At 72.3% G+C, this 20398-nt stretch carries 24 protein-coding genes and 2 pseudogenes; 14 read left to right on the top strand and 12 right to left on the bottom strand.

The window, feature by feature from the left end:
- Positions 1 to 66: 66 nt before the first annotated feature.
- From BIU96_RS02865 to BIU96_RS02850, 4 genes are all read left to right on the top strand, one after another.
- Positions 67 to 1329, top strand: coding sequence for a sensor histidine kinase (locus tag BIU96_RS02865; RefSeq protein ID WP_071291109.1), 1263 nt, complete (start codon positions 67 to 69; stop codon positions 1327 to 1329).
- Positions 1311 to 1997 carry a response regulator transcription factor gene (locus BIU96_RS02860; RefSeq protein ID WP_071291108.1) on the top strand — a complete coding sequence of 229 codons (687 nt, stop codon included), beginning with the start codon at positions 1311 to 1313 and terminating at the stop codon, positions 1995 to 1997. Before BIU96_RS02865 ends, BIU96_RS02860 begins: the two co-directional genes overlap by 19 nt.
- A 240-nt stretch (positions 1998 to 2237) precedes the next feature.
- Positions 2238 to 3119, top strand: a complete 882-nt coding sequence (locus tag BIU96_RS02855) for an ABC transporter ATP-binding protein (RefSeq protein ID WP_071291107.1) — start codon at positions 2238 to 2240, stop codon at positions 3117 to 3119.
- Positions 3116 to 4192, top strand: a complete 1077-nt coding sequence (locus tag BIU96_RS02850) for an ABC transporter permease (protein ID WP_071291106.1) — start codon at positions 3116 to 3118, stop codon at positions 4190 to 4192. Before BIU96_RS02855 ends, BIU96_RS02850 begins: the two co-directional genes overlap by 4 nt.
- A gap of 71 nt (positions 4193 to 4263) precedes the next feature.
- Here the strand turns inward: BIU96_RS02850 and BIU96_RS02845 are convergent, their stop codons facing one another.
- The 7 genes from BIU96_RS02845 to BIU96_RS02815 all read right to left on the bottom strand — a co-directional run bounded on the left by BIU96_RS02845 (position 4264) and on the right by BIU96_RS02815 (position 9083).
- Positions 4264 to 4491, bottom strand: a complete 228-nt coding sequence (locus BIU96_RS02845; RefSeq protein WP_071291105.1) for a helix-turn-helix transcriptional regulator — start codon at positions 4489 to 4491, stop codon at positions 4264 to 4266.
- A complete protein-coding gene (locus BIU96_RS02840; RefSeq protein ID WP_071291104.1) occupies positions 4491 to 5102 on the bottom strand; it encodes a hypothetical protein in 612 nt (203 codons plus the stop codon). Before BIU96_RS02840 ends, BIU96_RS02845 begins: the two co-directional genes overlap by 1 nt.
- A 95-nt stretch (positions 5103 to 5197) precedes the next feature.
- On the bottom strand, positions 5198 to 6259 hold the full coding sequence (locus BIU96_RS02835) for a YeiH family protein (RefSeq protein WP_175477440.1): 1062 nt from the start codon (positions 6257 to 6259) through the stop codon (positions 5198 to 5200).
- Positions 6260 to 6262: 3 nt separating this feature from the next.
- Positions 6263 to 6976: a GAF and ANTAR domain-containing protein gene (locus BIU96_RS02830; protein WP_071291103.1), complete on the bottom strand. Its 714-nt coding sequence runs from the start codon at positions 6974 to 6976 to the stop codon at positions 6263 to 6265.
- The gene (locus BIU96_RS02825; RefSeq protein ID WP_071291102.1) at positions 6973 to 7680 is read right to left on the bottom strand and encodes a GAF and ANTAR domain-containing protein; all 708 of its coding nucleotides are present in this window, start codon (positions 7678 to 7680) and stop codon (positions 6973 to 6975) included. The genes BIU96_RS02830 and BIU96_RS02825 overlap by 4 nt, the downstream gene beginning before the upstream one ends.
- Complete coding sequence (locus BIU96_RS02820) at positions 7673 to 8449, bottom strand: helix-turn-helix transcriptional regulator (protein WP_083402604.1); 777 nt, start codon at positions 8447 to 8449, stop codon at positions 7673 to 7675. Before BIU96_RS02820 ends, BIU96_RS02825 begins: the two co-directional genes overlap by 8 nt.
- A 22-nt stretch (positions 8450 to 8471) precedes the next feature.
- The gene (locus BIU96_RS02815) at positions 8472 to 9083 is read right to left on the bottom strand and encodes an LppP/LprE family lipoprotein (RefSeq protein WP_071291100.1); all 612 of its coding nucleotides are present in this window, start codon (positions 9081 to 9083) and stop codon (positions 8472 to 8474) included.
- A gap of 135 nt (positions 9084 to 9218) precedes the next feature.
- Here BIU96_RS02815 and BIU96_RS02810 point away from each other — a divergent pair, with 135 nt between their 5' ends.
- Positions 9219 to 9581 (top strand): hypothetical protein, encoded by a 363-nt coding sequence (locus tag BIU96_RS02810; protein WP_071291099.1) that lies wholly within the window; start codon positions 9219 to 9221, stop codon positions 9579 to 9581.
- Positions 9582 to 9707: 126 nt separating this feature from the next.
- Here BIU96_RS02810 and BIU96_RS02805 read toward each other — a convergent pair whose 3' ends face one another.
- From BIU96_RS02805 to BIU96_RS02795, 3 genes are read right to left on the bottom strand one after another with little or no spacing between them, the layout of a single operon-like run.
- A complete protein-coding gene (locus BIU96_RS02805; RefSeq protein ID WP_071291098.1) occupies positions 9708 to 10649 on the bottom strand; it encodes a 3-oxoacyl-ACP synthase III family protein in 942 nt (313 codons plus the stop codon).
- A complete protein-coding gene (locus BIU96_RS02800) occupies positions 10646 to 11503 on the bottom strand; it encodes an MBL fold metallo-hydrolase (RefSeq protein WP_175477439.1) in 858 nt (285 codons plus the stop codon). The genes BIU96_RS02805 and BIU96_RS02800 overlap by 4 nt, the downstream gene beginning before the upstream one ends.
- A gap of 37 nt (positions 11504 to 11540) precedes the next feature.
- Positions 11541 to 12503, bottom strand: a complete 963-nt coding sequence (locus BIU96_RS02795; protein WP_071291096.1) for an NAD(P)-dependent oxidoreductase — start codon at positions 12501 to 12503, stop codon at positions 11541 to 11543.
- Between the two features lie 40 nt (positions 12504 to 12543).
- On the opposite strand from BIU96_RS02795, the gene BIU96_RS02790 reads away from it, so the two are divergent.
- The 8 genes and pseudogenes from BIU96_RS02790 (at position 12544) to BIU96_RS02760 (ending at position 18709) form a co-directional block, all read left to right on the top strand.
- Complete coding sequence (locus BIU96_RS02790) at positions 12544 to 13743, top strand: glycosyltransferase (protein WP_071291095.1); 1200 nt, start codon at positions 12544 to 12546, stop codon at positions 13741 to 13743.
- 65 nt (positions 13744 to 13808) lie between these two features.
- Positions 13809 to 13904, top strand: a pseudogene (locus BIU96_RS20195) (DivIVA domain-containing protein); the annotation flags it as partial.
- Positions 13902 to 14066 (top strand): annotated as a pseudogene (locus BIU96_RS20190) (DivIVA domain-containing protein); the annotation flags it as partial. The pseudogenes BIU96_RS20195 and BIU96_RS20190, both read left to right, overlap by 3 nt.
- An 85-nt stretch (positions 14067 to 14151) precedes the next feature.
- Complete coding sequence (locus BIU96_RS02780) at positions 14152 to 14481, top strand: hypothetical protein (protein ID WP_071291093.1); 330 nt, start codon at positions 14152 to 14154, stop codon at positions 14479 to 14481.
- Positions 14478 to 16379: an alpha/beta hydrolase gene (locus BIU96_RS02775; RefSeq protein ID WP_071291092.1), complete on the top strand. Its 1902-nt coding sequence runs from the start codon at positions 14478 to 14480 to the stop codon at positions 16377 to 16379. Before BIU96_RS02780 ends, BIU96_RS02775 begins: the two co-directional genes overlap by 4 nt.
- Before the next feature lie 335 nt (positions 16380 to 16714).
- A complete protein-coding gene (locus tag BIU96_RS19295; RefSeq protein WP_139199728.1) occupies positions 16715 to 16978 on the top strand; it encodes a hypothetical protein in 264 nt (87 codons plus the stop codon).
- A complete protein-coding gene (locus tag BIU96_RS02765) occupies positions 16975 to 17316 on the top strand; it encodes a hypothetical protein (protein WP_139199726.1) in 342 nt (113 codons plus the stop codon). The genes BIU96_RS19295 and BIU96_RS02765 overlap by 4 nt, the downstream gene beginning before the upstream one ends.
- 58 nt (positions 17317 to 17374) lie before the next feature.
- Positions 17375 to 18709, top strand: coding sequence for an NAD(P)/FAD-dependent oxidoreductase (locus tag BIU96_RS02760; protein ID WP_071291089.1), 1335 nt, complete (start codon positions 17375 to 17377; stop codon positions 18707 to 18709).
- Between the two features lie 9 nt (positions 18710 to 18718).
- Here BIU96_RS02760 and BIU96_RS02755 read toward each other — a convergent pair whose 3' ends face one another.
- Positions 18719 to 18904 (bottom strand): hypothetical protein, encoded by a 186-nt coding sequence (locus BIU96_RS02755; RefSeq protein WP_071291176.1) that lies wholly within the window; start codon positions 18902 to 18904, stop codon positions 18719 to 18721.
- Positions 18905 to 19086: 182 nt separating this feature from the next.
- On the opposite strand from BIU96_RS02755, the gene BIU96_RS02750 reads away from it, so the two are divergent.
- Positions 19087 to 19704 (top strand): CoA pyrophosphatase, encoded by a 618-nt coding sequence (locus BIU96_RS02750; RefSeq protein WP_083402611.1) that lies wholly within the window; start codon positions 19087 to 19089, stop codon positions 19702 to 19704.
- 15 nt (positions 19705 to 19719) lie between these two features.
- On the opposite strand, the gene BIU96_RS02745 is transcribed toward BIU96_RS02750, so the two are convergent.
- A complete protein-coding gene (locus tag BIU96_RS02745) occupies positions 19720 to 20295 on the bottom strand; it encodes a TetR/AcrR family transcriptional regulator (protein ID WP_071291087.1) in 576 nt (191 codons plus the stop codon).
- Positions 20296 to 20398: the final 103 nt, after the last annotated feature.

Here is a 20398-nt window from a genome sequence, read left to right as displayed (position 1 = left end):
GTGACCGACGTCGGTCACGCGATCCGCGCCTCCAGGCCGGGGCGCGCACCCGCTAGCGTTGTCGGCATGGGGACGACAGCGGAGTGGTCACGGCTGCCGGTGGGGCGGCACGAGCTCCGGCAGGACGCGGTCCTCGCCCTGGTGCTCGGTGGCGCGCTGACGATCACCACGGTGCTGTACGGCTCCGCCGGGGTCTACGGCGAGGACCAAGCGGCATGGTGGGTGTCCGCGCTCGTGATCGTCGCGAACGCCGTCCCGATCGCGTACCGTCGTCGCTTCCCGATGTCGGCCGCGATCGTCTCCGCGCTGGCATTCGCATCGTCGCAGCTCCTGCGGGTGCCCGAGCTCTTCGTCGTCAACTTCACCCTCTTCATCGCGCTGTACTCGGTCGGGGCGTGGTGCGCCGACCGAGTCCGGGCCGAGGCCGTCCGCTGGGTCGTCATCGGCGGGATGTTCGCGTGGCTGTTCATCGCGATCTCGTTCGGGTGGGCGATCCCGAACGCGCTGCCGAACGACGGCGACTCGCTCATCCCGCCCGCCATCGCGTACTCGCTGATCGACATCGTCATCAACGTCGTCTACTTCGGTGCTGCCTGGTACGCGGGCAACCGAGCGTGGGCGTCCGCGGTCGCGAAGCACCAGCTCGACGAACGCACCGCCGAGCTCGCCGCCGAGCGCGAGCGGAGTGCCGCCCAGGCGGTGACGATCGAACGCGTCCGGATCGCCCGTGAGCTGCACGACGTGGTCGCCCACCACGTGTCCCTGATGGGCGTGCAGGCCGGTGCCGCGCGCCGCGTGATCGACCGCGACCCGGCGCAGGCGACCGCCTCGCTCGGCGTCGTCGAGGAGAGCGCCCGCACCGCCGTCGAGGAGCTCCGTCGGATGCTCGGCACGCTCCGGTCGTCCGACGACGCGCTCGGCGACCACGGCGCTCCGAGCACCGAGGGACTCGGTCGGATCGGCGAGCTCGCCGACTCCGCGCGGACCGCGGGCCACCCGACCGAGTACGTCGTCGTCGGCGACACCCGCGACGTCCCCCCGACGGTGTCGGCGGTCGCGTTCCGGATCGCGCAGGAAGCCGTGACGAACGTGCTCAAGCACGCCGGTCCGGACGCCCGTGCCGACGTGCGTGTCCGCTACCTCGACGACGGTGTCGAGGTCGAGGTCACCGACGACGGCCACGGTGAGCGGGCCGCGCGCAACACGACGGGCAGCGGGCTCGGGCACGTGGGCATGCGCGAACGCGTCGCCGCGGTGGGCGGACGGATCGAGATCGGGCCGCGCGCCCGGGGAGGCTACCTGGTGCGGGCATGGCTACCGACGACCTGACCATCGTGCTGGCGGACGACCAGGACCTCGTCCGCGCCGGCTTCCGGGTGATCCTCGAGTCGGAGCCCGGCTTCCGCGTCGTCGGCGAGGCCCGCGACGGCGCCGAAGCGGTCGACACCGTCCTGGCGCAGCGGCCCGACGTGGTGTGCCTCGACGTGCAGATGCCGAACGTGGACGGCCTCGAGGCGGCCCGGCGCATCACGGCGCTGCCGGACCCGCCGGCAGTGCTCATCCTGACGACGTTCGACCACGACGATGCCCTGTTCCAGGCGCTCGAGGCGGGGGCGAGCGGGTTCCTGCTGAAGAACGCCTCCCCCGAACGGCTGATCGACGCGGTCCGGACCGTCGCCGCGGGGGATGCCCTGCTGGCGCCGGACGTCACGCGGCGGGTGATCAGCCGCGCGACCGCGACGGTGATCACCCCTCCGGTGGCCGACACCGCTGCCGCGGACGGGGCCGCTGCGCTCGTCGCCGCCGGGCTCACCGAGCGCGAGTCGGAGGTGCTCCGGCTGCTCGCGCGGGGGCTCAGCAACGCCGAGATCGCGCGCGAGCTCTACGTCGGGGAGGCCACGGTGAAGACCCACGTCTCGAACACCCTGCAGAAGCTCGGGTTGCGCGACCGCATCCAGGCCGTCGTCTGGGCGTTCGAGCACGGCGTCGCCGGCTGACCTGCGCGGGGGCTGTGCGTCCGGCGCCGCGCTCCGCTATCGCACCCCCGCGCGAACATCGCGCCCCGCCACCCCGGGGTGCGACGTCCGTGCGGGGGTGCAACGCCGGCCACGCCGGCCACGCCAACGCCCTCCGCCGCACGGCGGAGCGACAATCCCCGCCCCCAGCAGGAGGCGCCCGCCCCAGCCCTCCCCGTAGCGTCGACGGCAGGCGGACCACCCGCCGGGGAAGGGAACGACATGCTCACCATCGAAGGGGTGACGAAGCAGTACGGGAACCGCCGCGTGCTCGACGACGTCACGTTCACGGTCGGTCGAGGCCGGCTCACGGGCTTCGTCGGCGGCAACGGCGCCGGTAAGACCACGACGATGCGGATCCTGCTCGGCGTGCTGCAGGCCGACTCCGGCACGGTGTCGATCGACGGCACCCGGATCGGTCCGGCCGACCGGCGCCGCTTCGGCTACATGCCCGAGGAGCGCGGGCTGTACCCGAAGATGCCCGTCGCCGAGCAGATCACGTACTTCGCCCGGCTGCACGGCGTGGACAAGCGCGCGGCCACGAGCCGCACCACCGACCTGCTCGACCGGCTCGGCCTCGCGCCGCACGCCGACGACGCCGTCGAGAAGCTCTCCCTCGGGAACCAGCAGCGCGTGCAGGTCGCCGCGGCGCTCGCGCACGACCCCGAGGTCCTCGTGCTCGACGAGCCGTTCTCCGGACTCGACCCGATGGCCGTCGACGTCGTGCTGAGCGTCCTCCGCGAGGCCGCGGCCGGCGGCGCCCCCGTGCTCTTCTCGAGCCACCAGTTGGACGTCGTCGAGCGGCTCTGCGACGACGTCGTGGTGATCGCCGACGGCACCATCCGGGCGGCTGGCCCGCAGGACGAGCTGCGGAAGCAGGCCGGTCCCGCGGCGTGGGAGCTCCTCGTCGACGGCGACGTCGCCTGGCTCCGGGACGAACCGGGCGTCACCGTCCGCGAGTTCGACGGCGGCTACGCCCTGTTCGAGGCCGACGACACCACGGCCCAGCGGGTCCTGCAGCGTGCCGTCCAGCACGGCACGGTCGGGTCGTTCACACCGCGGGTCCCGCGGCTCAGCGAGGTCTTCCGGGAGGTCGTCCGATGAACGCGTCGTTCGTGCAGGCGGTGCGGCTCGTGTCCGCCCGCGAGATCCAGGCCCGCGTCCGCAGCAAGGCCTTCATCGTGTCCGCCCTCATCCTGGTCCTGATGGTCGTCGCCTCGATCGTCGTCGGCGGCATCGTCAGCAAGGCGACCGCCGGCGACACCACCCCGGTCGCCGTCGTCGACGGCGTCGACCTGCCGACGAGCAAGGGCCTTGACGTGACCGCGGCACCGACCGCCGCCGCCGCGGAGCGACTCGTCGAGCGCGGCGACGTCGACGCAGCCGTCCTGCCCTCCGACGATCCGCTCGGGTACAAGGTCGTCGGGCTCGACGACGCCCCGGCCGACGTGGTGCAGGCGCTCAGCGTCACCCCCCGGATCGAACTGCTCGACCCGAACGCGATCCCCGGCGGACTCATCTACATCGTGGCGCTGGCGTTCGGCGTGGTCTACTTCGCGTCCGCGGTGACGTTCGGCCAGTCCATCGCGCAGAGCGTCGTGGAGGAGAAGTCCACCCGCGTCGTGGAGATCCTGATGGCGGCGATCCCGGCACGAGCGCTCCTGGCCGGCAAGGTCCTCGGCAACAGCGTGATGGCGTTCGCCCAGATCGTCGCGGTGGCGATCGCGGCAGCGGTGACGTTGGCGGTGACCGGGCAGGACAACATGTTCACGGTGCTCGGCCCGAGCATGCTCTGGTTCGTCGGCTTCTTCGCGATCGGGTTCGTGCTCATCGCCTCGCTGTTCGCCGCGGCCGCCGTGCTGGTGTCGCGCCAGGAGGACGTCGGCAGCGTGACCACCCCGGTGATGATGCTCGTGATGATCCCGTACATCCTCATCATCGTCGCGTACAACAACCCGACGATCCTCGGTGTGATGTCGTACGTGCCGTTCAGTGCGCCGATCGGCATGCCGATGCGGATCTTCCTCGGAACCGCGGAGTGGTGGGAGCCGATCCTGTCCCTGGTCATCGTCGCCGTCTCGGTCGTGCTCGTGGTGGTGGTCGGCGCGCGGATCTACGAGAACGCGCTCCTGCGCACCGGCAGCCGGGTGAAGCTGACGGAGGCGCTGCGCGGCTGACACCGCGATCAGGACGGGAGGCCCGGATCACGTGAGCAGGTCTGCTCACGTGATCCGGGCCTGGCGGTCCGTCACGGCGTCCGCACGGAGAAGACGTCGCCGGGCTGGCAGTCCAGCACCTCGCACAACCGGGTGAGGGTGGAGAAGCGGATCGCCCGCGCGCGGTTGTTCTTCAGCACGGAGAGGTTCACGACCGTCACCCCGACCCGGTCCGCGAGCTCGGTCAGGGTCATCCCCCGTGCGGCGAGCAGGTCGTCGAGGTGGCACACGACCGCGTGGCCGTCGTCCTCCGGCGGCATCAGACCAGCCCGGCCTGGTCGCGGACCATCCGCTGCGACGCGCTGAGCGCGAACCGGAAGCAGGTGACGACGAGCACGCCGAGGTAGACGGGCACGTACTGCGGCTCGATGAGCGGCACCGGCAGGTGCCCGTCCCAGCCGAGCGCCGACACGACCCAGTTCCAGCCCATCCGCCGGACGAAGTCGGGGAGGATCCCGGCGGTGAGCGTCAGCGCGACGATCCAGTCGAGGATCCTCGGCGTCGCCCGGTCGAAGAGTCCACCGCGGCTGATCCGCCACGCGACCGCGCCGACGAGGGCGATCAGGGCGGTGACGGCGACGACCTCGATCGCGTCACCGACGCGGATGTAGCCGAGGGCCGCGCCGGGGAAGTCCGCCGTCCGGACCTGCAGGGCGAACTGGTCGGACCGGACGGTTGCCCCGCCGGGCGGCTGGAGCACGTCGGTGGTCGTGGACGTTCGGATCGGGACCGTCACCACTCCCCGGCTGACCGAGGACATGAGGTCGGCGACGTACCGCCACACCACGAACACGATGCCGATGCCGCACGCGGTGACGTACGCGAGGTAGGAGTTCTTCCCGCGGGGCGGGTCGTAGACGGGCGTGCTCATCGGTTCATCCCCTGTCGTTCATCGATACCATCGAATGTCAATGGCAACGATAAACGATATGCATCCGTGCCACAAGGCCTAGCACCGGGTCGGACTCAGAGCAGCCCGCACACCGCCTGGGCGCCGAGGCTCGTGCCCGCCACCAGGACCCACAGCGCGATGCCGAGCAGCATCGGCCGGAACCCGGCCCGCCGCAGCGCGCCGAAGTCCGTCGAGACCCCGATCGCGGCGAGTGCCACCGTGATGAGGAACGTCGCCGCCGTCGAGAACCCCGGGGCCGCCGCGGCCGGCAGGGCCCCGACGGTGCGGAGCAGCACCACCACGAGGAACCCGATGAGGAACCACGGCACCAGCCGGAACACGCGGAGCCCTGGACGCGGGCCGCTGTCGGGGGCGAGCTGCGTGCGGGCGGTGCGTCGCGCCTCCAGGCCGGCCAACCCGACCACGATCGGGATGATCATGAGCGTCCGGACCAGCTTCACGACGACCGCGGTGTCGGTCGCCTGGCGACCGTAGACGGTCGCGGTCGCGACCACGGACGACGTGTCGTTCACGGCGGTCCCGGCGAAGACGCCGAACGCGTGCTGGCTCAGGCCGAGCGCGTGCCCGACGATCGGGAAGACGAAGACCGCGGCGATGTTGCAGAGGAAGATCGTCGACATCGCGTAGGCGACGTCGGCACTCACCGCACCGATCACGGGGGTGACCGCCGCGATCGCCGAGGCCCCGCAGATGCCGGTCCCGACCCCGATGAGCGTGCGGAGCGCGCCGGACACCCTGAGCAGCCGGCCGATCCCCCACGCCGCGACGAGGCAGACGACGAGCGTGGACAGCATGACGGGCAGGGTCTCGCCGCCGATGCGGAGGACCTCGGCGATGGAGAGCTGGGCGCCGAGCAGGACGACGGCGAACTGCAGGACGCGACTCGACGAGAACTTCACGCCGGGCTGCAACGGACCGAGCTCGCCCTGCACGCCGCCCGCCCGGGCGCTCCGTCGTCGCACCAGCCAACCGACCACGGCACCGAGGACCACCGCGGGCACCGGACCGCCGACGACGGGGACGACGCGGCCGACCACCGTGGCGACGAGACCGATGGCGACCGCCAGCGCGATGCCGGGCAGGGCGGCGGCGATCGCCGGTCGGGACAGGGGCACCGCTCAGAGCACCAGACGGCGTTCCACGATCGCGCGTGCGACCTCGGACAACGGCTCGTGGTGGTCCACGGCGTGGGTGCGGATCACGCCGAAGGCGTCCTCGATGGAGACGCCCCGCAGGTGCGACACGACCCCCTTCGCCTGCTCGATGACCTCGCGCGAGCCGATCGTGCGCTGCAGCTGCGAGCGGACGATCTCCTGCTCGCGCAGGGTGCGCTCGTGCAGGATGCCGATCGTCGCGACGTCGGCGAGCGCCCGGGCGATCCGGAGGTGCGTGTCGGCGAGGCTGCCTGCGACGGTCCCAAACAGGTTGAGCGTGCCGATCACCGTCGTGCGCAGCCGGAGCGGCACCGCGTGCACCGAGCGGATGCCGAGGCCGAGGGCCCCCGTGCGGAAGGCGTCCCACTCCGGCGGGGCGTCCGCGATGTCCGGACAGGCGACCGATCGTCCGGTGGCGAACGACGTCATGCAGGGCCCGGCTTCGGCGTCGAGCTGGAGCACCTCGATGAGCCGGCTCGCCTCGGACGTCGACGCGACGACCTCGAGCTCCTGGTCGTCGTTGGCGAGCATGATGCCGGCGGCGTCGACCGACAGGACCTCGGTGCAGGTCTCGACGAGCGTCTGCAGGAGCTCGACCACGTCGTACCCGTCGACCAGGGTGTCGGCGAGGGTCGCGAACGCCTCCACGATCTTCATCTCGCGTTCGTCCGTCGTCATCGTGCCTCCTCGATCAGACCGCCGTGCTGCTCGAACCGGACCGTGCCGTCGAGGACTTCCTCGGCCACCTGCCGCATCGACGTCCGCCGTGCGAAGGCATGGCCCTGGATGAGCAGGTAGGCGTCGTCCGGGCTGATGTCGAGCTGCGCGAGCACGACACCGGTCGCCTGGTGCACCACGCGACGTGAGAACGGGCTGCGGTCCTCGGGCACCTCGTCGTCGATGGCACGGAGCGCCCGGCGGAGGACGCGGCGGCCGACCGCCGTGGCGAGCGAGGCACCGTGCTGCACCTGTTCGGGCGCGAGGGAGGTGGGGCGCGGGGCGTAGACGTCGACCGCGCCGAGCGGGAAGGGGCCGAAGACGATCGGGAACGCGAAGACGGCTCGGACGGGTTCTTCCCGTACCGCGTCGTTGAACGCCGGCCAGGACTGGTTCGGTCGGCCGACGACGTCCTCCTCAAGCACCGGGGCCTCGTTCCGGAGCGCCGTCCAGCACGGCCCCTCGGTCAGGTCGAACTGGATCTCGTCGATGCGGAATGCAACGTCGTCGGACGCCGAGATGGTCTCGCTGGCGACCAGACCACCGAAGGCTGAGACCGAGACGCCGCCGATCGGGAGCGCGTCGGCGAACGGGCGGCTGAGCTCCCGGTCCGGGACGTCGGCCGAGGCGAGCGCCCGGTAGGCACGCTCGAATGCGTCATTCATGCGCGCCTTCCCTGCTGGCTTCCGATCCTACTCCGGAGGGGCCCTCCGAACGCGGCCCCTCGTGCTGTCCGCGCGGCTGGCGCGGAACCGCCGACGGGCTCGGCCGCCAGGCCGGCAACTCCGCTGCCGCGTACTCCCCGATCGCGTCCGGCACGCGGACCATCGGGTCGACGGCGACCAACCGGATCCCGTCCGTCTGCGCGGCCGCGTCCCGCACGGCGTTGCCGAACACGTACGCCACGATGCCCTCCGGTCCGCCGTTCGGTCGGTAGCCCTGCCAGGATGCCCCGTCAGCACGCTGGTGCGCACTGTCGAGCGCAGCGGCCAGGTCGTCCACGTCGACCTCGCAGTCCAGCACGAGGCGGAACCGTCGACGCGGCACAGTGTCCACGCCCGGCTCGTCGGGCTCGAAGAACCGCAGCGCGTCCGAGGGCGGGACCCCGTAGGCGGCACGGTAGGCCGCGGCCATCCTCCCGGCGTTGCTGAACTGCCACCTTCGGGCGATGTCGGCGATCCGTTCCCGGTCGGGAGCGGCGGCCATGGCCTGCAGCTCGCGCCGGACCCCGTCGAGCCGGATCGACCGCAGGTACTCGCCCGGGGTCTGCCCGAGCTCGGACCGGAACGCCTTCTGCAGGCTCCGGGGCGAGAGCCCGACGGCGGTGGCGACGTCGCTGATCGACACGTGTGTCCGTGCGCGCTCCCGGAGGATGCGCACGGCCTCCCGAACGGCACGCGGAAGTCGGTGCTCTCCGTCGCGCTCGAGGGTCATCGCATCAGCCTAGGCACCGCCGTCAGCCCGCCGGGGGCGTGTCCCCCTGCATCTGCACGCGACCGGCCGAGTCGCTCCACGTGAAGGTGGCCTCGGCGCGGCCGCTCGCCTCCGCCAGCGGCTCGTCCGGCTTCGCGTAGTGGTAGGTCACCGCGATGGTCGACGGGTCGGTGCGGGACACGTCGGGCGTGAAGGCGTACTGCTCCTTCGTCGCCGTGCCGAGGTAGCGCCCCTGGTGGAAGAGCAGGATCGCCACCGGTGAGCTCCCGGTGGCGCGCTCGAGCGTGACGGTCGCCCAGGACAGCGCCGCGCAGGGGTCGTAGCCGGCGAGGTCCGCCGTCGCCGGGTCCCACCGCGAGTCCTGCAGCCCCGAGGGCAGCGGAAGGTCCGCGATCGCCCGTGACGCCACCGCGGTGCCGTCGGTCGGTCCGCAGGTGGGCGTCGGCGTGGGGACGGTGGCGGGGTCGGTCGCCGCGTCCGTCGCCGGAGCGGTGGTGGGCGACGACGTCGGTGACGCCGTCACGGTGCGGGTGACGGTCGGATCGGACGGCGTGGTGCCGCCGGTGCAGCCGGTCAGCCCGAGGGCGACCGCGGTGACGAACAGGATTCCCCCGGAGGTGTTCGAGATGCGCATCGGTTCAGGTTCCTCCTCGCCCTCCGGGGTTTTCACGGCGTATTCTTCGATTCGGAAGCAACGACGATTCCGGCCAGGCCTCGTCGTGCGTTCCCCTTCGGCACGACGGGCGCGAACTGCGAACAAGAGCCCCTCGTGACCGAACACCTCATCGAGTACGTCGCCCGTGACCGAACGGGCATCACCGCCGTCGTGACGACCACCAGCGTCATCGACGTCGACACCGTCATCCAGCACATCCACGCCGGGCACGCCGGCTACTACGTCGCGGCCGACTCGTGGAAGCGGACCCCGGTCCGCAGCCTGTCCTTCCTCGGTGGCGCGTACCTCTTCGCGAACTGGGACGGTTCGAAGCGGAACATGCTGCACGACCTGGCGTTCCGCGGGCCGACCCGGTCCGTCGAGACCAAGCCCGCGCCGGAACCGCGCTTCGCGCGCCTGATCGCCGCCCTCTTCGGCCGACGCGCCACGCACCGGCACCGCGCCACCCCGCGCTGACTGCGCTGACCGCGCCTTCGCCCCGACCGGTGACGGCCTGGCGGCGCGTGGCGGGCCCGCACCGCGCCTCCAGGCCGTCGGTGGGCGCGTCGAGAGCCGCAGCGTCCGGACGGGCGGACAACAGGACTAGAGCCGCAGCGCCAGCGCGTTCGCGGTGAGGCCAGCGGCCGTCCCGCACAGCAACACGGTGTCACCCGGGGCGAGCCGACCGTCCTCCAGGCACCGCGCCAGCGTGAACGGCACCGAGGACGACACCATGTTGCCGTACTCGGCGACCGCGTCGACGTAGGCGTCGGACGGGATGCCGATCCGTCGCATCGCGATGCCGAGCGCCCCGCTGGCCTGGTGCGGGACGACGAGGTCGAGGTCCTCCAGACCGAGCCCCGCCTTCGCGAAGAACCGGTCGAAGAATCCGGGGAGGACCCGGAGCATCCCCATCAGCGCCCGCCGTCCGTGCATGTCGAACCGGTAGTCCGCCGGGTCGCCGTCCGCGTAGTCGTGGGCGGGGAAGCGCGACAGGCCACCGCGGAGCTCGGTGTCGTGCGCGTGCTCGGGCCACGTCTGCTGCAGGCTCGCGAGCACCCCCTGCCCGGCGTCACCGCGGGTCAGGACGACCGCTGCCGCCGCGTCCGAGAACAGCTCGTACGACTCCCGCTGCTCGGGGTCGAGGAACCGTGACCCGACGTCGCCGGAGACGATCAGCACGCGTTCGTACTCCCCATCGGCGAGGTACCGGGACGCGATGTCGACGGCGGTGATGAAGCTCGTGCACGTGGAGTTCACGTCGAGCGCAGCGGCGCGCGCGCCGGGTGCGACCCGTTCCATCACGAGGGCAGCCGTGCACGGGATCGGTTGCACGCCCGCGGCGCACGCGGCGATGACGCAGTCGACGTCGTCGGGGCTGATGCCCGCGCTGCGGATCGCCCGGTCGGCGGCTGCGGCGAGCATGTCGAGCTGCGAGACGTCGTCGGGGATGCGGTAGCGGGTGACGGTGCCCGAGCGGGACGCGAACGTCACTGCGGTCTCGGGCAGGTAGGTCCCCCAGCCGCTGATCCGGCAGTTCCTCATGACGGTCCCCCTCGGTCGGTCGTTCGGTCGGTCGCGGCGTCGTCCGCTGCGTCGTCGCTCGTCGTGGCGTCGTCCGCCGCGTCGTCGCTCGTCGCGGCGTCGTCCGCCGCGAGCAGGTCGGTGTCGGTCGGGTGCGCGTCGTGGCTGAACAGCAGCCGCACCCCGGTCCGTTCCGCGGCGAGCAGCCGACGTGCGGTGTCCGCCTGCGCGACGTGGTCGTGGGCGACGGCCCGCGGGACGGCGCGGATGCGGTGTTCCTCGCCGAGCAGGTCGCGTCCCCACGCGGCGTCGCCGGCCAGCAGGGCGCGGCCCTCGACGAGCGCACCGACGTGGCCGGCGGCGTGGCCCGGCAGGTCCACCAGCAGGTAGGTGCCGTCGCCGAACAGGTCGGCGGTGCGCAGGCCGGTCGCGTCCTCGTGGAAGGCCGAGTCCGGCACGACCTGGAGGCGCGGCTCCAGCCCGGCGGGCAGCAGCCCGTCGAGCACGCCGTCACGCAGCGTCGACGACGTCATCGTCCGCCGCACGGGTTCCGTCACGACGACGGTGGCGTGCGGGAACGCCGCGAGGCCGCCGATGTGGTCCGGGTGCAGGTGGGACAGGACGACGTGCGTGACGGTGGAGACGTCGAGCTGCTCGCCGATGCCCGCGCCGGCAGGGACGCGGGGCGGCAGCAGTCGTCGGTAGGCCCAACCGGCGACGCCGGTGCGCCAGGGGAACGGGGCGTAGCCGGTGTCGAAGAGGACGCGGCGAACGGGTCCGTGGTCGTGCTCGTGCTCGTGCTCGCGGTCGTACACGAAGGCGTTGGCGGGGAAGACGCGTCGCTCCCGCGGCGCCCCGCGGAGGAGCTGGTGCACGCCGTGCGTCGTCCACCCGCACGCGACGGCCCGGAGGCTACCCACGAGCGCCTCCGGCGTAGCTCGCCAGGGCCGCGTCGAGCGTGACGACCGGCTCGTACCCGAGCACCTCGCGCGCACGGCTGATGTCGAGCGTCTGCGAGTGCGTGATCGTCGACACCGTGTAGCGCGTGACGGGCGGCTCGGGGCGCCCCGGGAGCACCCCGCACACCGCCTCGAGGACGCCCGCGAGTCCGTACACGAGCCCGGCCGGCAGCCGACGGTGCCGCACCGGCAGACCGAGGCCGGTCAACAGCTGGTCGAGCAGGTCGACGAACGGCCGCGGATCGCCGTTCGTGATGTTGAACGCCGTGCCGGCTGCTGCGGGGACCTCGGCCGCAAGCCGCACGGCCAGTGCGACGTTCTCGACGGCGGTCAGGTCGACGAGCCCGCGACCGCCGTGCATGAGCGGGACGCCGACGCGCTCGTGCACGCGGAGCAGTCGGGGCACCAGGCCGGGGTCCCCGGCGCCGATGATGCCGCGCGGGCGGAGGACGACGACCTCAGGACCGTCCGGAGCCGCAGCGCGCAACAGCGCTTCGGCGTGCAGCTTCGACCGGATGTAGTGGTTCATCGGACGGCTCGGGTCGACCTCGGGCTCCTTGATCGCCAGACGGTCGCGCGGCGCGGCGTAGATGCCCGGTGACGAGACGTGCACGAGACGCCGGGCGCCGACGCGACGCGCGTACTCCAGCACCCGAGCGGTCCCGGTGACGTTGGCGTGCTCGAACTCCGACCAGCGCCCCCACGGCGACGACAACGCAGCGCAGTGCACGACGACGTCGGCGGGGACGTCCGCGCGCGCCAGGTCGTCGAGGTCCCCGACGAAGGTCGGCCCCTCGGGCAGCGCCTCGGCCCGACGGCCGGCCGCCGTCACCGCGTAGCCGTGCGCCCGGAGGTCCCGGACGACGTGGCCGCCGAGGAACCCGCTGGCACCCGTGACGAGCGCACTCTCCCCCATTCCCCCGATCCTAGGGGCCACTCCCCCTAGGCTCGGCTCCGTGCGGATCGCTCTCGTCACCGACTACTACCTGCCGACGCTCGGGGGCGTCCAGACCGCGGTCCGTGCCCTCGCCGAGAGTCTCCGTTCGGCCGGGCACGACGTGGTCGTGTTCTGCCCGCTCGCCACGGCGTCCGCGGACCCGGACGTCGTCGGGCTGCCGGTGTCACCCGTCTTCCGCCCGGACGGCTACCCGTTCGCCTGGTCGCCGGCGCGCCTCCGGAGCACGCTGCGTCGCGAGTTCACCGATCGACGCATCGACGTCGTGCACACGCACTCCGAGATGTTCGCCGCGCTCGGCGCCGTGCGGGCGGCGCAGGACCTCGGCATCCCCGTCGTGCACACCATGCACGGACGGATCGACGTCTACACGCGGAACGTGCTGCCGCTCCCGTCCGTGACGACCGTCCTGCTCGCTTGGCTGCACGGGCGGCAGGTCAGCGCCGCAGGCATCCGCGTCGGTGCCGATGCGCCGTACACGAGGACCCGGACCGCCCGCCGGATGTGGCGGGTGATGCTCGCGCAGTCGCGGGCGAGCGACCACGTCGTGGTGCCGTCGGCGCACTTCGCCGCGAAGCTCGTCGACCGCGGCGTGCGGACGCCAGTGACGGTGCTGACGAACGGCATCGAGCCGTCCGTGCTCGGCACCATCGGCTCCGTTCCCGCCCGCATGCTCCTCCCCGACGAGCCCCTCCGGATCGTCTGGGTCGGTCGGCTGTCGCCCGAGAAGCGTCCGGACGTGCTGGTCCGTGCCGCGCACGACTTCCCGGCCGGCGTGCACGTCGACGTGTACGGCGACGGCGTCGCACGAGCCGCCGTGGCCCGCGCCGCCCGGGGCGCCGACGTCACGCTGCACGGCTCGACCCCGCACGACGAGGTCCTCGCCGCCATGCGCTCGGCGCACCTGCTCGTGTCGAGCTCGTTCGACTTCGACAACCAGCCGATGGTGATGCTCGAGGCCATCGCGTCCGGCCTACCCGTGCTCCACTGCGACCCGGACCTGGCCGAGGTGGTCCCGGTCGGCGCCGGCTTCCTCGCGTCGACGCCCGACGCCGCCGGTCTCGCAGCCGAGGTCCGTCGGCTCCGAGCCGATCCCGGCGCGATCACCCGAGCGTCCGAGGCCGCCCTCGCCGCCCGCTCCCGGGTCGAGCAGCCGACGGACGCGCTCGTCGACGTCTACCGGTCGGTGCGCACGGGCTGATCGGCGGACCGCGCCGACACCGTGGCAGGATGTCGAGCAGGGGACGGCAAGCACGAGGGGGAGACATGCGCGCAGCAGACGTGGCGGAGAAGCGGTTCCAGCCGACGAAGTTCCGGCAGGGCTACGACCAGGGGCAGGTCGACGACTTCCTCGACCGCGTGCGGACGACGCTCGCCGGGTACGAGCAGGGGCGTCCGTCCGAGCCACTCACCCCGGAGGACGTCGTCGCCGCGCGGTTCACCCCGACGGTCTGGCGCGAAGGGTACGACCAGGGCCAGGTCGACGACTTCCTCGACGAGGTCGTCGTCGCGCTCCGGAGGCTCACCGCCCGCTGATCCTCCACAGGTCCGTACCGATGTGCTAGATGTGACGTATCAGGTACTAGAATCCCTCTGAGAAGGGGGTCTCATGGGGGACGGTTGGCAGGTCGACATCGCTGCGGCGCAGGCGGTGATCGACGGCGCGGCGAACGCGGGGGCGTCGATGCAGACCGCGGCGATCGACGTCGACGCCGCACTGCGCGACGTGGTCACCGCACTCACCGACACGGACGCGGTCGGTGCAGCGCAGGTGTTCCTCGACGTGCGCCAGGGCGACGCGACCTCGGCCGTCCGGTCCGTCGCACGGGCGATCACCGCCGCGACCGGAGCGATGACGGCGTTCGCCCACGCTGACACGGACATGGCGAGTGACACGGGCGCGGCGAGCGCCCGTTCCGCCGGTACTGCGCCGCGATGAGTCAGGGGCTGATCGACGAGCGTGCGCTCCCGACCGTCACCCCGACGAGCGGTGCGGTCGGCGACAGCGCCACCGCGCTCAAGTCGTCCACGACGCAGGTGGAGCACGACGCCGAAGCCGCACAGGACTCGTGGTCGGGCATCGGGGCGGCGCTGTCCTCACCAGGCGCGACCGATGCCCTGCCGCAGGCGATGACCGGCGCGGTGCACACCGCCGGTGGCTTGGCGAAGGCCGCCTCGTCCGTCGCCACCGCACTCGACGCCTTCGCGGTCGACGTCGCCGCGATCCGGAAGACCCGTCGCTCGCTCGCGGCCGACATCGAGGAACTCCGCAACAGGGTCGCCGCATCGGACAGCGACGACGCCGTGCCCGCCGAGTACCAGGCGGACAACGACGACCTGCACGCCCGCGCCACTCGGCTCCGGACGCGATGGAGCACCGCCCAGGACGAGCTCGACCAGGCGATCCGAGGGCAGGTCGGTCGAACGCCACAGCTCTTCCCGCCACTCAGCGGCAACACCCTCGCCCCACCCTTCGCCATGGTCGACTTCGCCGAGGCCTCCCGCGCCTTCGGAGACGCCGCAACCCTCCCCCTGCTGACCGCCCTCGCCGCGCAGGGGCCCGACGCACTGCGGAAGTGGGCCGCCGCGCACCCTGCCCGGGCGCAGCGGATGCTCGACCACCCGCCGGCCACCGGTGACGTGAAGGCGTGGTGGTCCGGGCTGGGCTCCGCCGAACGCGACGCCCTCGTGACCGGGCTCTCGATGGTCGTCGGCAACCTCGACGGGGTGCGCTACGCGGACCGAGGACGGGCGAACCGGCACACGCTCGACACCGAGTTCCGGAAGGCGCTCGCGGACCAAATCGAGATGCAGGGACGCGTCACGAGAGGGGGTCCGCTGACACCCGCCGAACGAGAACGCTACGAAGCGCTGATCGAGCGCATCGAGGCTCTCCAGGCCCTCGCCCTGACACTGAGCGCGAGCGTGTCGTCGGCACCGCGCACCATCGTCTCGTTGACACTCGGCGACCCGCCCCTCGCGGCGGTCGCGATCGGTGACCTCGACATCGCGAGCAACGTCACGGTGACCGTGCCCGGGATGGGCAACACCGTCGCCGAGAGCATGCGGGGGTGGACCGGTGGCGCGGAGAACCTGTACACCGAGCAACGCAAGCAAGCCGAGATACTCGGAGCCGATCGCAACGTCGCTACGATCGCGTGGATGGGCTACGACACCCCACAGATGCCGCCGAGCCCTGAGGTCCTTATGTCCACCAAGGCCCTGGACGGCGCCGTCAGACTGAGCAGGTTCCTGACCGGGGTCTCGGGCACTCGCGGCTGGGCAGCGGGCGACCACCTGTCCGTCGTCGCGCACTCCTACGGCACGACCACCGCGACACTGGCCGCGGCGAAGACCCCGGTCGACAACCTCACGTTGCTCGCCTCAGCCGGGATCGACGACCGGGTGCCCGACGTGCACGCCGTGCAGGTGCCGGCCGGGCACGTCTGGGCGTCGCAGGCCAAGTCCGACCTCATCGCCAACATCGGCCGCGGCGTGGTCGAGGTTCCGCGTCCGGGCTTCGGTGGCGACCAGCCGCTCAACACCGGGAACCCGTTGACGTCGAATCGCTCGCTCGCGCTGCAGCTCTGGAGCACCCACGCCCGCAATCCGGGCGATCCCGACTGGGGAGCTCGCACCTTCTCGTCCAACGACGAAGAGATCGAGGGCGACGTCTACGGCGGCTCCGACGGGCACTCCGCGACCCCGGCCACCAAAGCCGACATCAACGGCGTGGCGGTCACCGACAGGGGATACCTGGACGCGCAGACGTCGTCGCTGTACAACACCGCCCGGACGAGCCTCGGGTACACCCCAGAAGGGCGCGCGATCCCGTGACGAACCACCGACCGCGACAGATCATCATCCCGGCACTCGCGGCATGTCTCGTGCTGTCGGGATGCGCGAACACAGCACCTCCGAAGGAGTCATCGATGTCAGGTACCGGGTCGACCGGCGCGAAAGCGGTCTGGGACAGCATGAACGCGGAGATCGAGGCCTCCCAAGCGGTCGTCGGCACGGAATGGCTGTCGTCCGACACCGCAGCCAGAGCGTGCGGTGCGGATGGTGCACAGTGGGTGCTCACGCGATTCGGACCCGGCACGCAACCGGAGGACCGCGCCGCGCCGCTGGACGCCTTGGAAGCACGCTGGGGAGCGAAGGGGTGGAATCCGGTGCGGTCGGAGTTCGGCGGCGATGCCCCCGGTGTCGAGCTCCGCTACCCCGGCGCCTCCTCGCTCGACAACGGCTTCTTCATCGAGTTCCGGTCGAGCGTCCACGGCTCGACACTGCAGCTGCAGACGCCGTGCGTGCAGGGCGACGTCGACGCGCTGAACCGCGAGAAGTACGGTGAGCGGCACACGAACACACCGCCGGACATCCCCGGCACGGCATCACCCTCCGCCTCCTCGGAACCGACGACGGGAGCAACACCGTGAGTTCCACGATGGGCAAGGACCACCTCGCCAGCGAACAGGCGCGTCTCGACCGCCCTCGCGGCTGGCGGATCGCCGGCCCAGGACTCGCGGCGGCGGTGCTCGGGATCGGGTCCTTCATCGCGCAGACCACGACGTTCGCGCTGCTCTGGCCGTCCGCGGTGTTCTCGCTGGTGCTCATCGCCCTGATCGTGTGGGTCGCCATCGCCCTGGCGAAGACGGGCGGTCGACGCCCACTCGCGCGGACGGCCGGCATCGCGGGGATCGTCCTCGCGGGCCTCGGGGTCGTCCAGTCGCTCGGTTTCCTGCTGGCGATCGTGCTGCTCGGCGGTGCAGTCTGAGCTGCAGCAGGAACAGGCACAGGCACAGGGACACCCCGCGACCCGAAGGAGCACCACTGTGGAGCACGTCGACGTCGCCGTGATCGGTGCCGGTGTGGCCGGCCTCACCGCCGCCAAGCTGCTGACCGACGCCGGCCGCCGCGTGGTCGTCCTCGAAGCACGCGACCGGATCGGCGGACGTGTCCACACGGACCGACGCGACGGACTCGTGACGGACCTCGGCGCCTCGTGGATCCACGGTGTGGACGGCAGCGCCGTCGCGGACGCGGCTGCCGCGTTCGGGCTGCGGACGACCGAGTTCACCGTCGGTGGGTACCAGGTCGACAGCCGCCCGATCGCGTACCACGGGCCGGACGGGGCCCGGCTCGACGACGCGGCAGCGCAGCGGTTCGCGGCGGACGTGCACGCGCTCGACCGAGCACTGGCCGAGGTGATCGCGCGATCGGGTGCGGAGGACAGCTACCAGGACGTCGTCGAGCGGGCCCTGGCGGACCAGGACTGGGACGCCGACCGGACGGAGCGGGTCCGCGAACACCTGGAGCACCGCAGCGAGGAACAGTACGGGGTGTCGAGCACCGAGCTCGCCGCGCACGGCCTCGACGACGACGTGGTCGAGGGGGACGAGGTGGTGTTCCCCGACGGGTACGACGCCCTGCCCGGGCACCTCGCCCGCGGCCTCGAGGTCCGACTCGGGCACGTCGTGCACACGGTCGAGCGCGGGGCGGAAGGGGTCGTCGTCACGAATGACCACGGGCAGGTGCACGCGGACGCAGCCGTCGTCACGGTGCCCGTGGGTGTGCTGCAGTCCGCTGACTTCACGATCACCCCACCGCTGCCCGAGCGCCACCGCGCAGCCCTCGCTCGGCTCCGGATGAACGCCTTCGAGAAGGTCGTCCTGCGCTTCCCGGCCCGCTTCTGGGACGAGGACGTCTACGCGATCCGACAGCTCGGACCCGCGGGCGGCTGGTGGCACTCCTGGTACGACCTCACCCGGCTCGACGGGGTCCCGACCCTGCTGACGTTCGCCGCCGGTCCGGCCGCGCGTGCGATCCGTGGCTGGAGCGACGAGCGGGTGGCCGACTCCGTGCTCGAGCAGCTCCGTTGCCTGTACGGCGATCGGGTGGGATCACCGACCTCGGTGCACGTGACCGCGTGGCAGGACGACCCGTACGCCCGCGGGTCCTACGCGCACATGCTCCCGGGCTCGATCACCGCGGACCACGACGACCTCGCCCGTCCGATCGACGGGGTCCTGCACCTGGCGGGCGAGGCCACCTGGACGGACGACCCGGCGACGGTGACCGCGGCCCTGCACTCGGGGCACCGGGCCGCGGTCGCGGTGCTCGGTCACGACCTCCCGATCGCACGAGCGTGGGAGGCCGCGAACGAGTAGCGGTGCGGATCAGGCCGTGCCGTCGTCCTCTTCCGGGTTGAAGTGGGAGTCGTCGCCCTGGTGTCCGACCGCGATGCCGTCGGGCTCGTTGGGGATGGTGCCGTCCTCGCCGAGACCGTCCGGCTTCGTCGTGCCCTCGGCGTCGTTCTCGGGTGCCGCCCCGTCCGGGGTACCCGTGTTGTGCGTGTCAGTCATGGTCTGCTCCACTGCAGTGATCGATCCGGAAGCCGAACGACTCCGGAGTTCCTGGACCTCGGACGCTACGTGGTGCTCCTCGGAGATCGCCCCGCCCGAGCGCCTAGGCTGATCGAGTGGCCACCGCACGTCAGCAGCTGTCCGCCCTGGTCAGCCCCGGCGGCGCTCCCCTGGTCCCCGAGATGCCGGCGGCCGCGTCGTCCCGGCGGGCCGCCGTCCTCATCCTCTTCGGCGTGCTGGACCGGGTACCGAGCGACCGCACCGCGCAGGACCCGAGAGTCGGCCGCGACCTCGACGTCCTCCTGCTCGCCCGCGCCGCCACCCTCCGGGCACACCCCGGCGAGGTCGCGTTCCCCGGTGGCCGCATCGACCCCGGTGACGCCGGTCCCGTCGCGGCGGCCCTCCGCGAAGCGCACGAGGAGACCGGCCTCGATCCGTCCGGCGTCGACGTGCTCGGCACGCTGGACCCGGTGCCGCTCGCGTTCTCGCGGCACCTCGTCACCCCGGTGCTCGGCTGGTGGCGCCAGTCCTCACCGGTGCGCGTCGTCGACGAGGCGGAGTCGGCCGCCGTCTTCCGTGCTCCCGTCGCCGACCTGCTCGATCCCGCCCACCGCGGCGTGACCGTGATCCGCCGCGACGGCCACGAGTGGCGCGGTCCGGCCTTCACCGTCGACGCCGGGACGGGGACGCACACCGTCTGGGGGTTCACCGCGATGCTGCTCGACGCCGTCTTCGACCGGCTCGGCTGGACCGAGGCGTGGGACGAGCGACGCGAGATCCCACTGCCCGTGCGCCGCTGACGTGCCCAGAGCCGGTCAGCCTCCGACGAGCGCCGTGACCGCGTCCACCACGATCTGCCGACGACGAGGCGGGGTGACGGCCGGGACGGTCGTCTCGAACTCGGGACTCGTCACGCTCCAGAACGCCGCCGTGTGCAGGACGAGTCCGAGCAGGACGGGCGCCCGGTAGGACCGTGGCGCGACCCCGGCGCGCTGCGCCCGCTCGACCTCCGCGATGACCTCGCCGTTGCTGTGCACGACGGCTTCGAGCGGTGCGTCCTGCGCGCGCTCGAGACGGTGCCAGGTCGCCAACCGCGGCACCCACGGTCGTGCGACGAAGTGGTCGTGCAGTCGGCCCGCGTACTCCGCCAGGTCGGCCGCGTCGATCGGGACCTCGGTGAACACGTCGGCGACCGTCTGCGCGAAGAGGGCGTCGAAGAGCCCCTCCTTGCTGCCGAAGTAGTGGAAGACCTGCGCCTTGTTGCTCGCCGACGCCGCGGTGATGCGTTCGATCCGGGCGCCGCCGATCCCCACCGCGGAGAACTCGTCCCGCGCGGCGAGCAGGAGCTTCGCGCGCATCGCGTCGGCGGCTGGGGGCGTGAACGGGGCCATGGCGTCCACCGTATCGAGCGCACGGTCGCGGTGGGCGCACTGGCGGCGACCACGGATCCGAGCAAGCAGTCGCGGTGGGCGCACCGCAGACGGACTGGAGGCG

Source organism: Curtobacterium sp. MCBA15_008, assembly GCF_001865065.1.
In the GTDB taxonomy this organism is placed as follows: domain Bacteria; phylum Actinomycetota; class Actinomycetes; order Actinomycetales; family Microbacteriaceae; genus Curtobacterium.
The sequence above is the reverse complement of the archived record's forward strand: the minus strand, read 5'-3'. Positions and strand labels throughout refer to the sequence as shown.

Bases quoted from the DNA above. Each gene is read 5' to 3' on its own strand.
- BIU96_RS02865 (WP_071291109.1), top strand. From the start codon at position 67: ATGGGGACGACAGCGGAGTGGTCACGGCTGCCGGTGGGGCGGCACGAG.
- BIU96_RS02860 (WP_071291108.1), top strand. From the start codon at position 1,311: ATGGCTACCGACGACCTGACCATCGTGCTGGCGGACGACCAGGACCTC.
- BIU96_RS02855 (WP_071291107.1), top strand. From the start codon at position 2,238: ATGCTCACCATCGAAGGGGTGACGAAGCAGTACGGGAACCGCCGCGTG.
- BIU96_RS02850 (WP_071291106.1), top strand. From the start codon at position 3,116: ATGAACGCGTCGTTCGTGCAGGCGGTGCGGCTCGTGTCCGCCCGCGAG.
- BIU96_RS02845 (WP_071291105.1), bottom strand. From the start codon at position 4,491: ATGCCGCCGGAGGACGACGGCCACGCGGTCGTGTGCCACCTCGACGAC.
- BIU96_RS02840 (WP_071291104.1), bottom strand. From the start codon at position 5,102: ATGAGCACGCCCGTCTACGACCCGCCCCGCGGGAAGAACTCCTACCTC.
- BIU96_RS02830 (WP_071291103.1), bottom strand. From the start codon at position 6,976: ATGACGACGGACGAACGCGAGATGAAGATCGTGGAGGCGTTCGCGACC.
- BIU96_RS02825 (WP_071291102.1), bottom strand. From the start codon at position 7,680: ATGAATGACGCATTCGAGCGTGCCTACCGGGCGCTCGCCTCGGCCGAC.
- BIU96_RS02820 (WP_083402604.1), bottom strand. From the start codon at position 8,449: ATGACCCTCGAGCGCGACGGAGAGCACCGACTTCCGCGTGCCGTTCGG.
- BIU96_RS02815 (WP_071291100.1), bottom strand. From the start codon at position 9,083: ATGCGCATCTCGAACACCTCCGGGGGAATCCTGTTCGTCACCGCGGTC.
- BIU96_RS02805 (WP_071291098.1), bottom strand. From the start codon at position 10,649: ATGAGGAACTGCCGGATCAGCGGCTGGGGGACCTACCTGCCCGAGACC.
- BIU96_RS02795 (WP_071291096.1), bottom strand. From the start codon at position 12,503: ATGGGGGAGAGTGCGCTCGTCACGGGTGCCAGCGGGTTCCTCGGCGGC.
- BIU96_RS02780 (WP_071291093.1), top strand. From the start codon at position 14,152: ATGGGGGACGGTTGGCAGGTCGACATCGCTGCGGCGCAGGCGGTGATC.
- BIU96_RS02775 (WP_071291092.1), top strand. From the start codon at position 14,478: ATGAGTCAGGGGCTGATCGACGAGCGTGCGCTCCCGACCGTCACCCCG.
- BIU96_RS02755 (WP_071291176.1), bottom strand. From the start codon at position 18,904: ATGACTGACACGCACAACACGGGTACCCCGGACGGGGCGGCACCCGAG.
- BIU96_RS02750 (WP_083402611.1), top strand. From the start codon at position 19,087: ATGCCGGCGGCCGCGTCGTCCCGGCGGGCCGCCGTCCTCATCCTCTTC.
- BIU96_RS02745 (WP_071291087.1), bottom strand. From the start codon at position 20,295: ATGGCCCCGTTCACGCCCCCAGCCGCCGACGCGATGCGCGCGAAGCTC.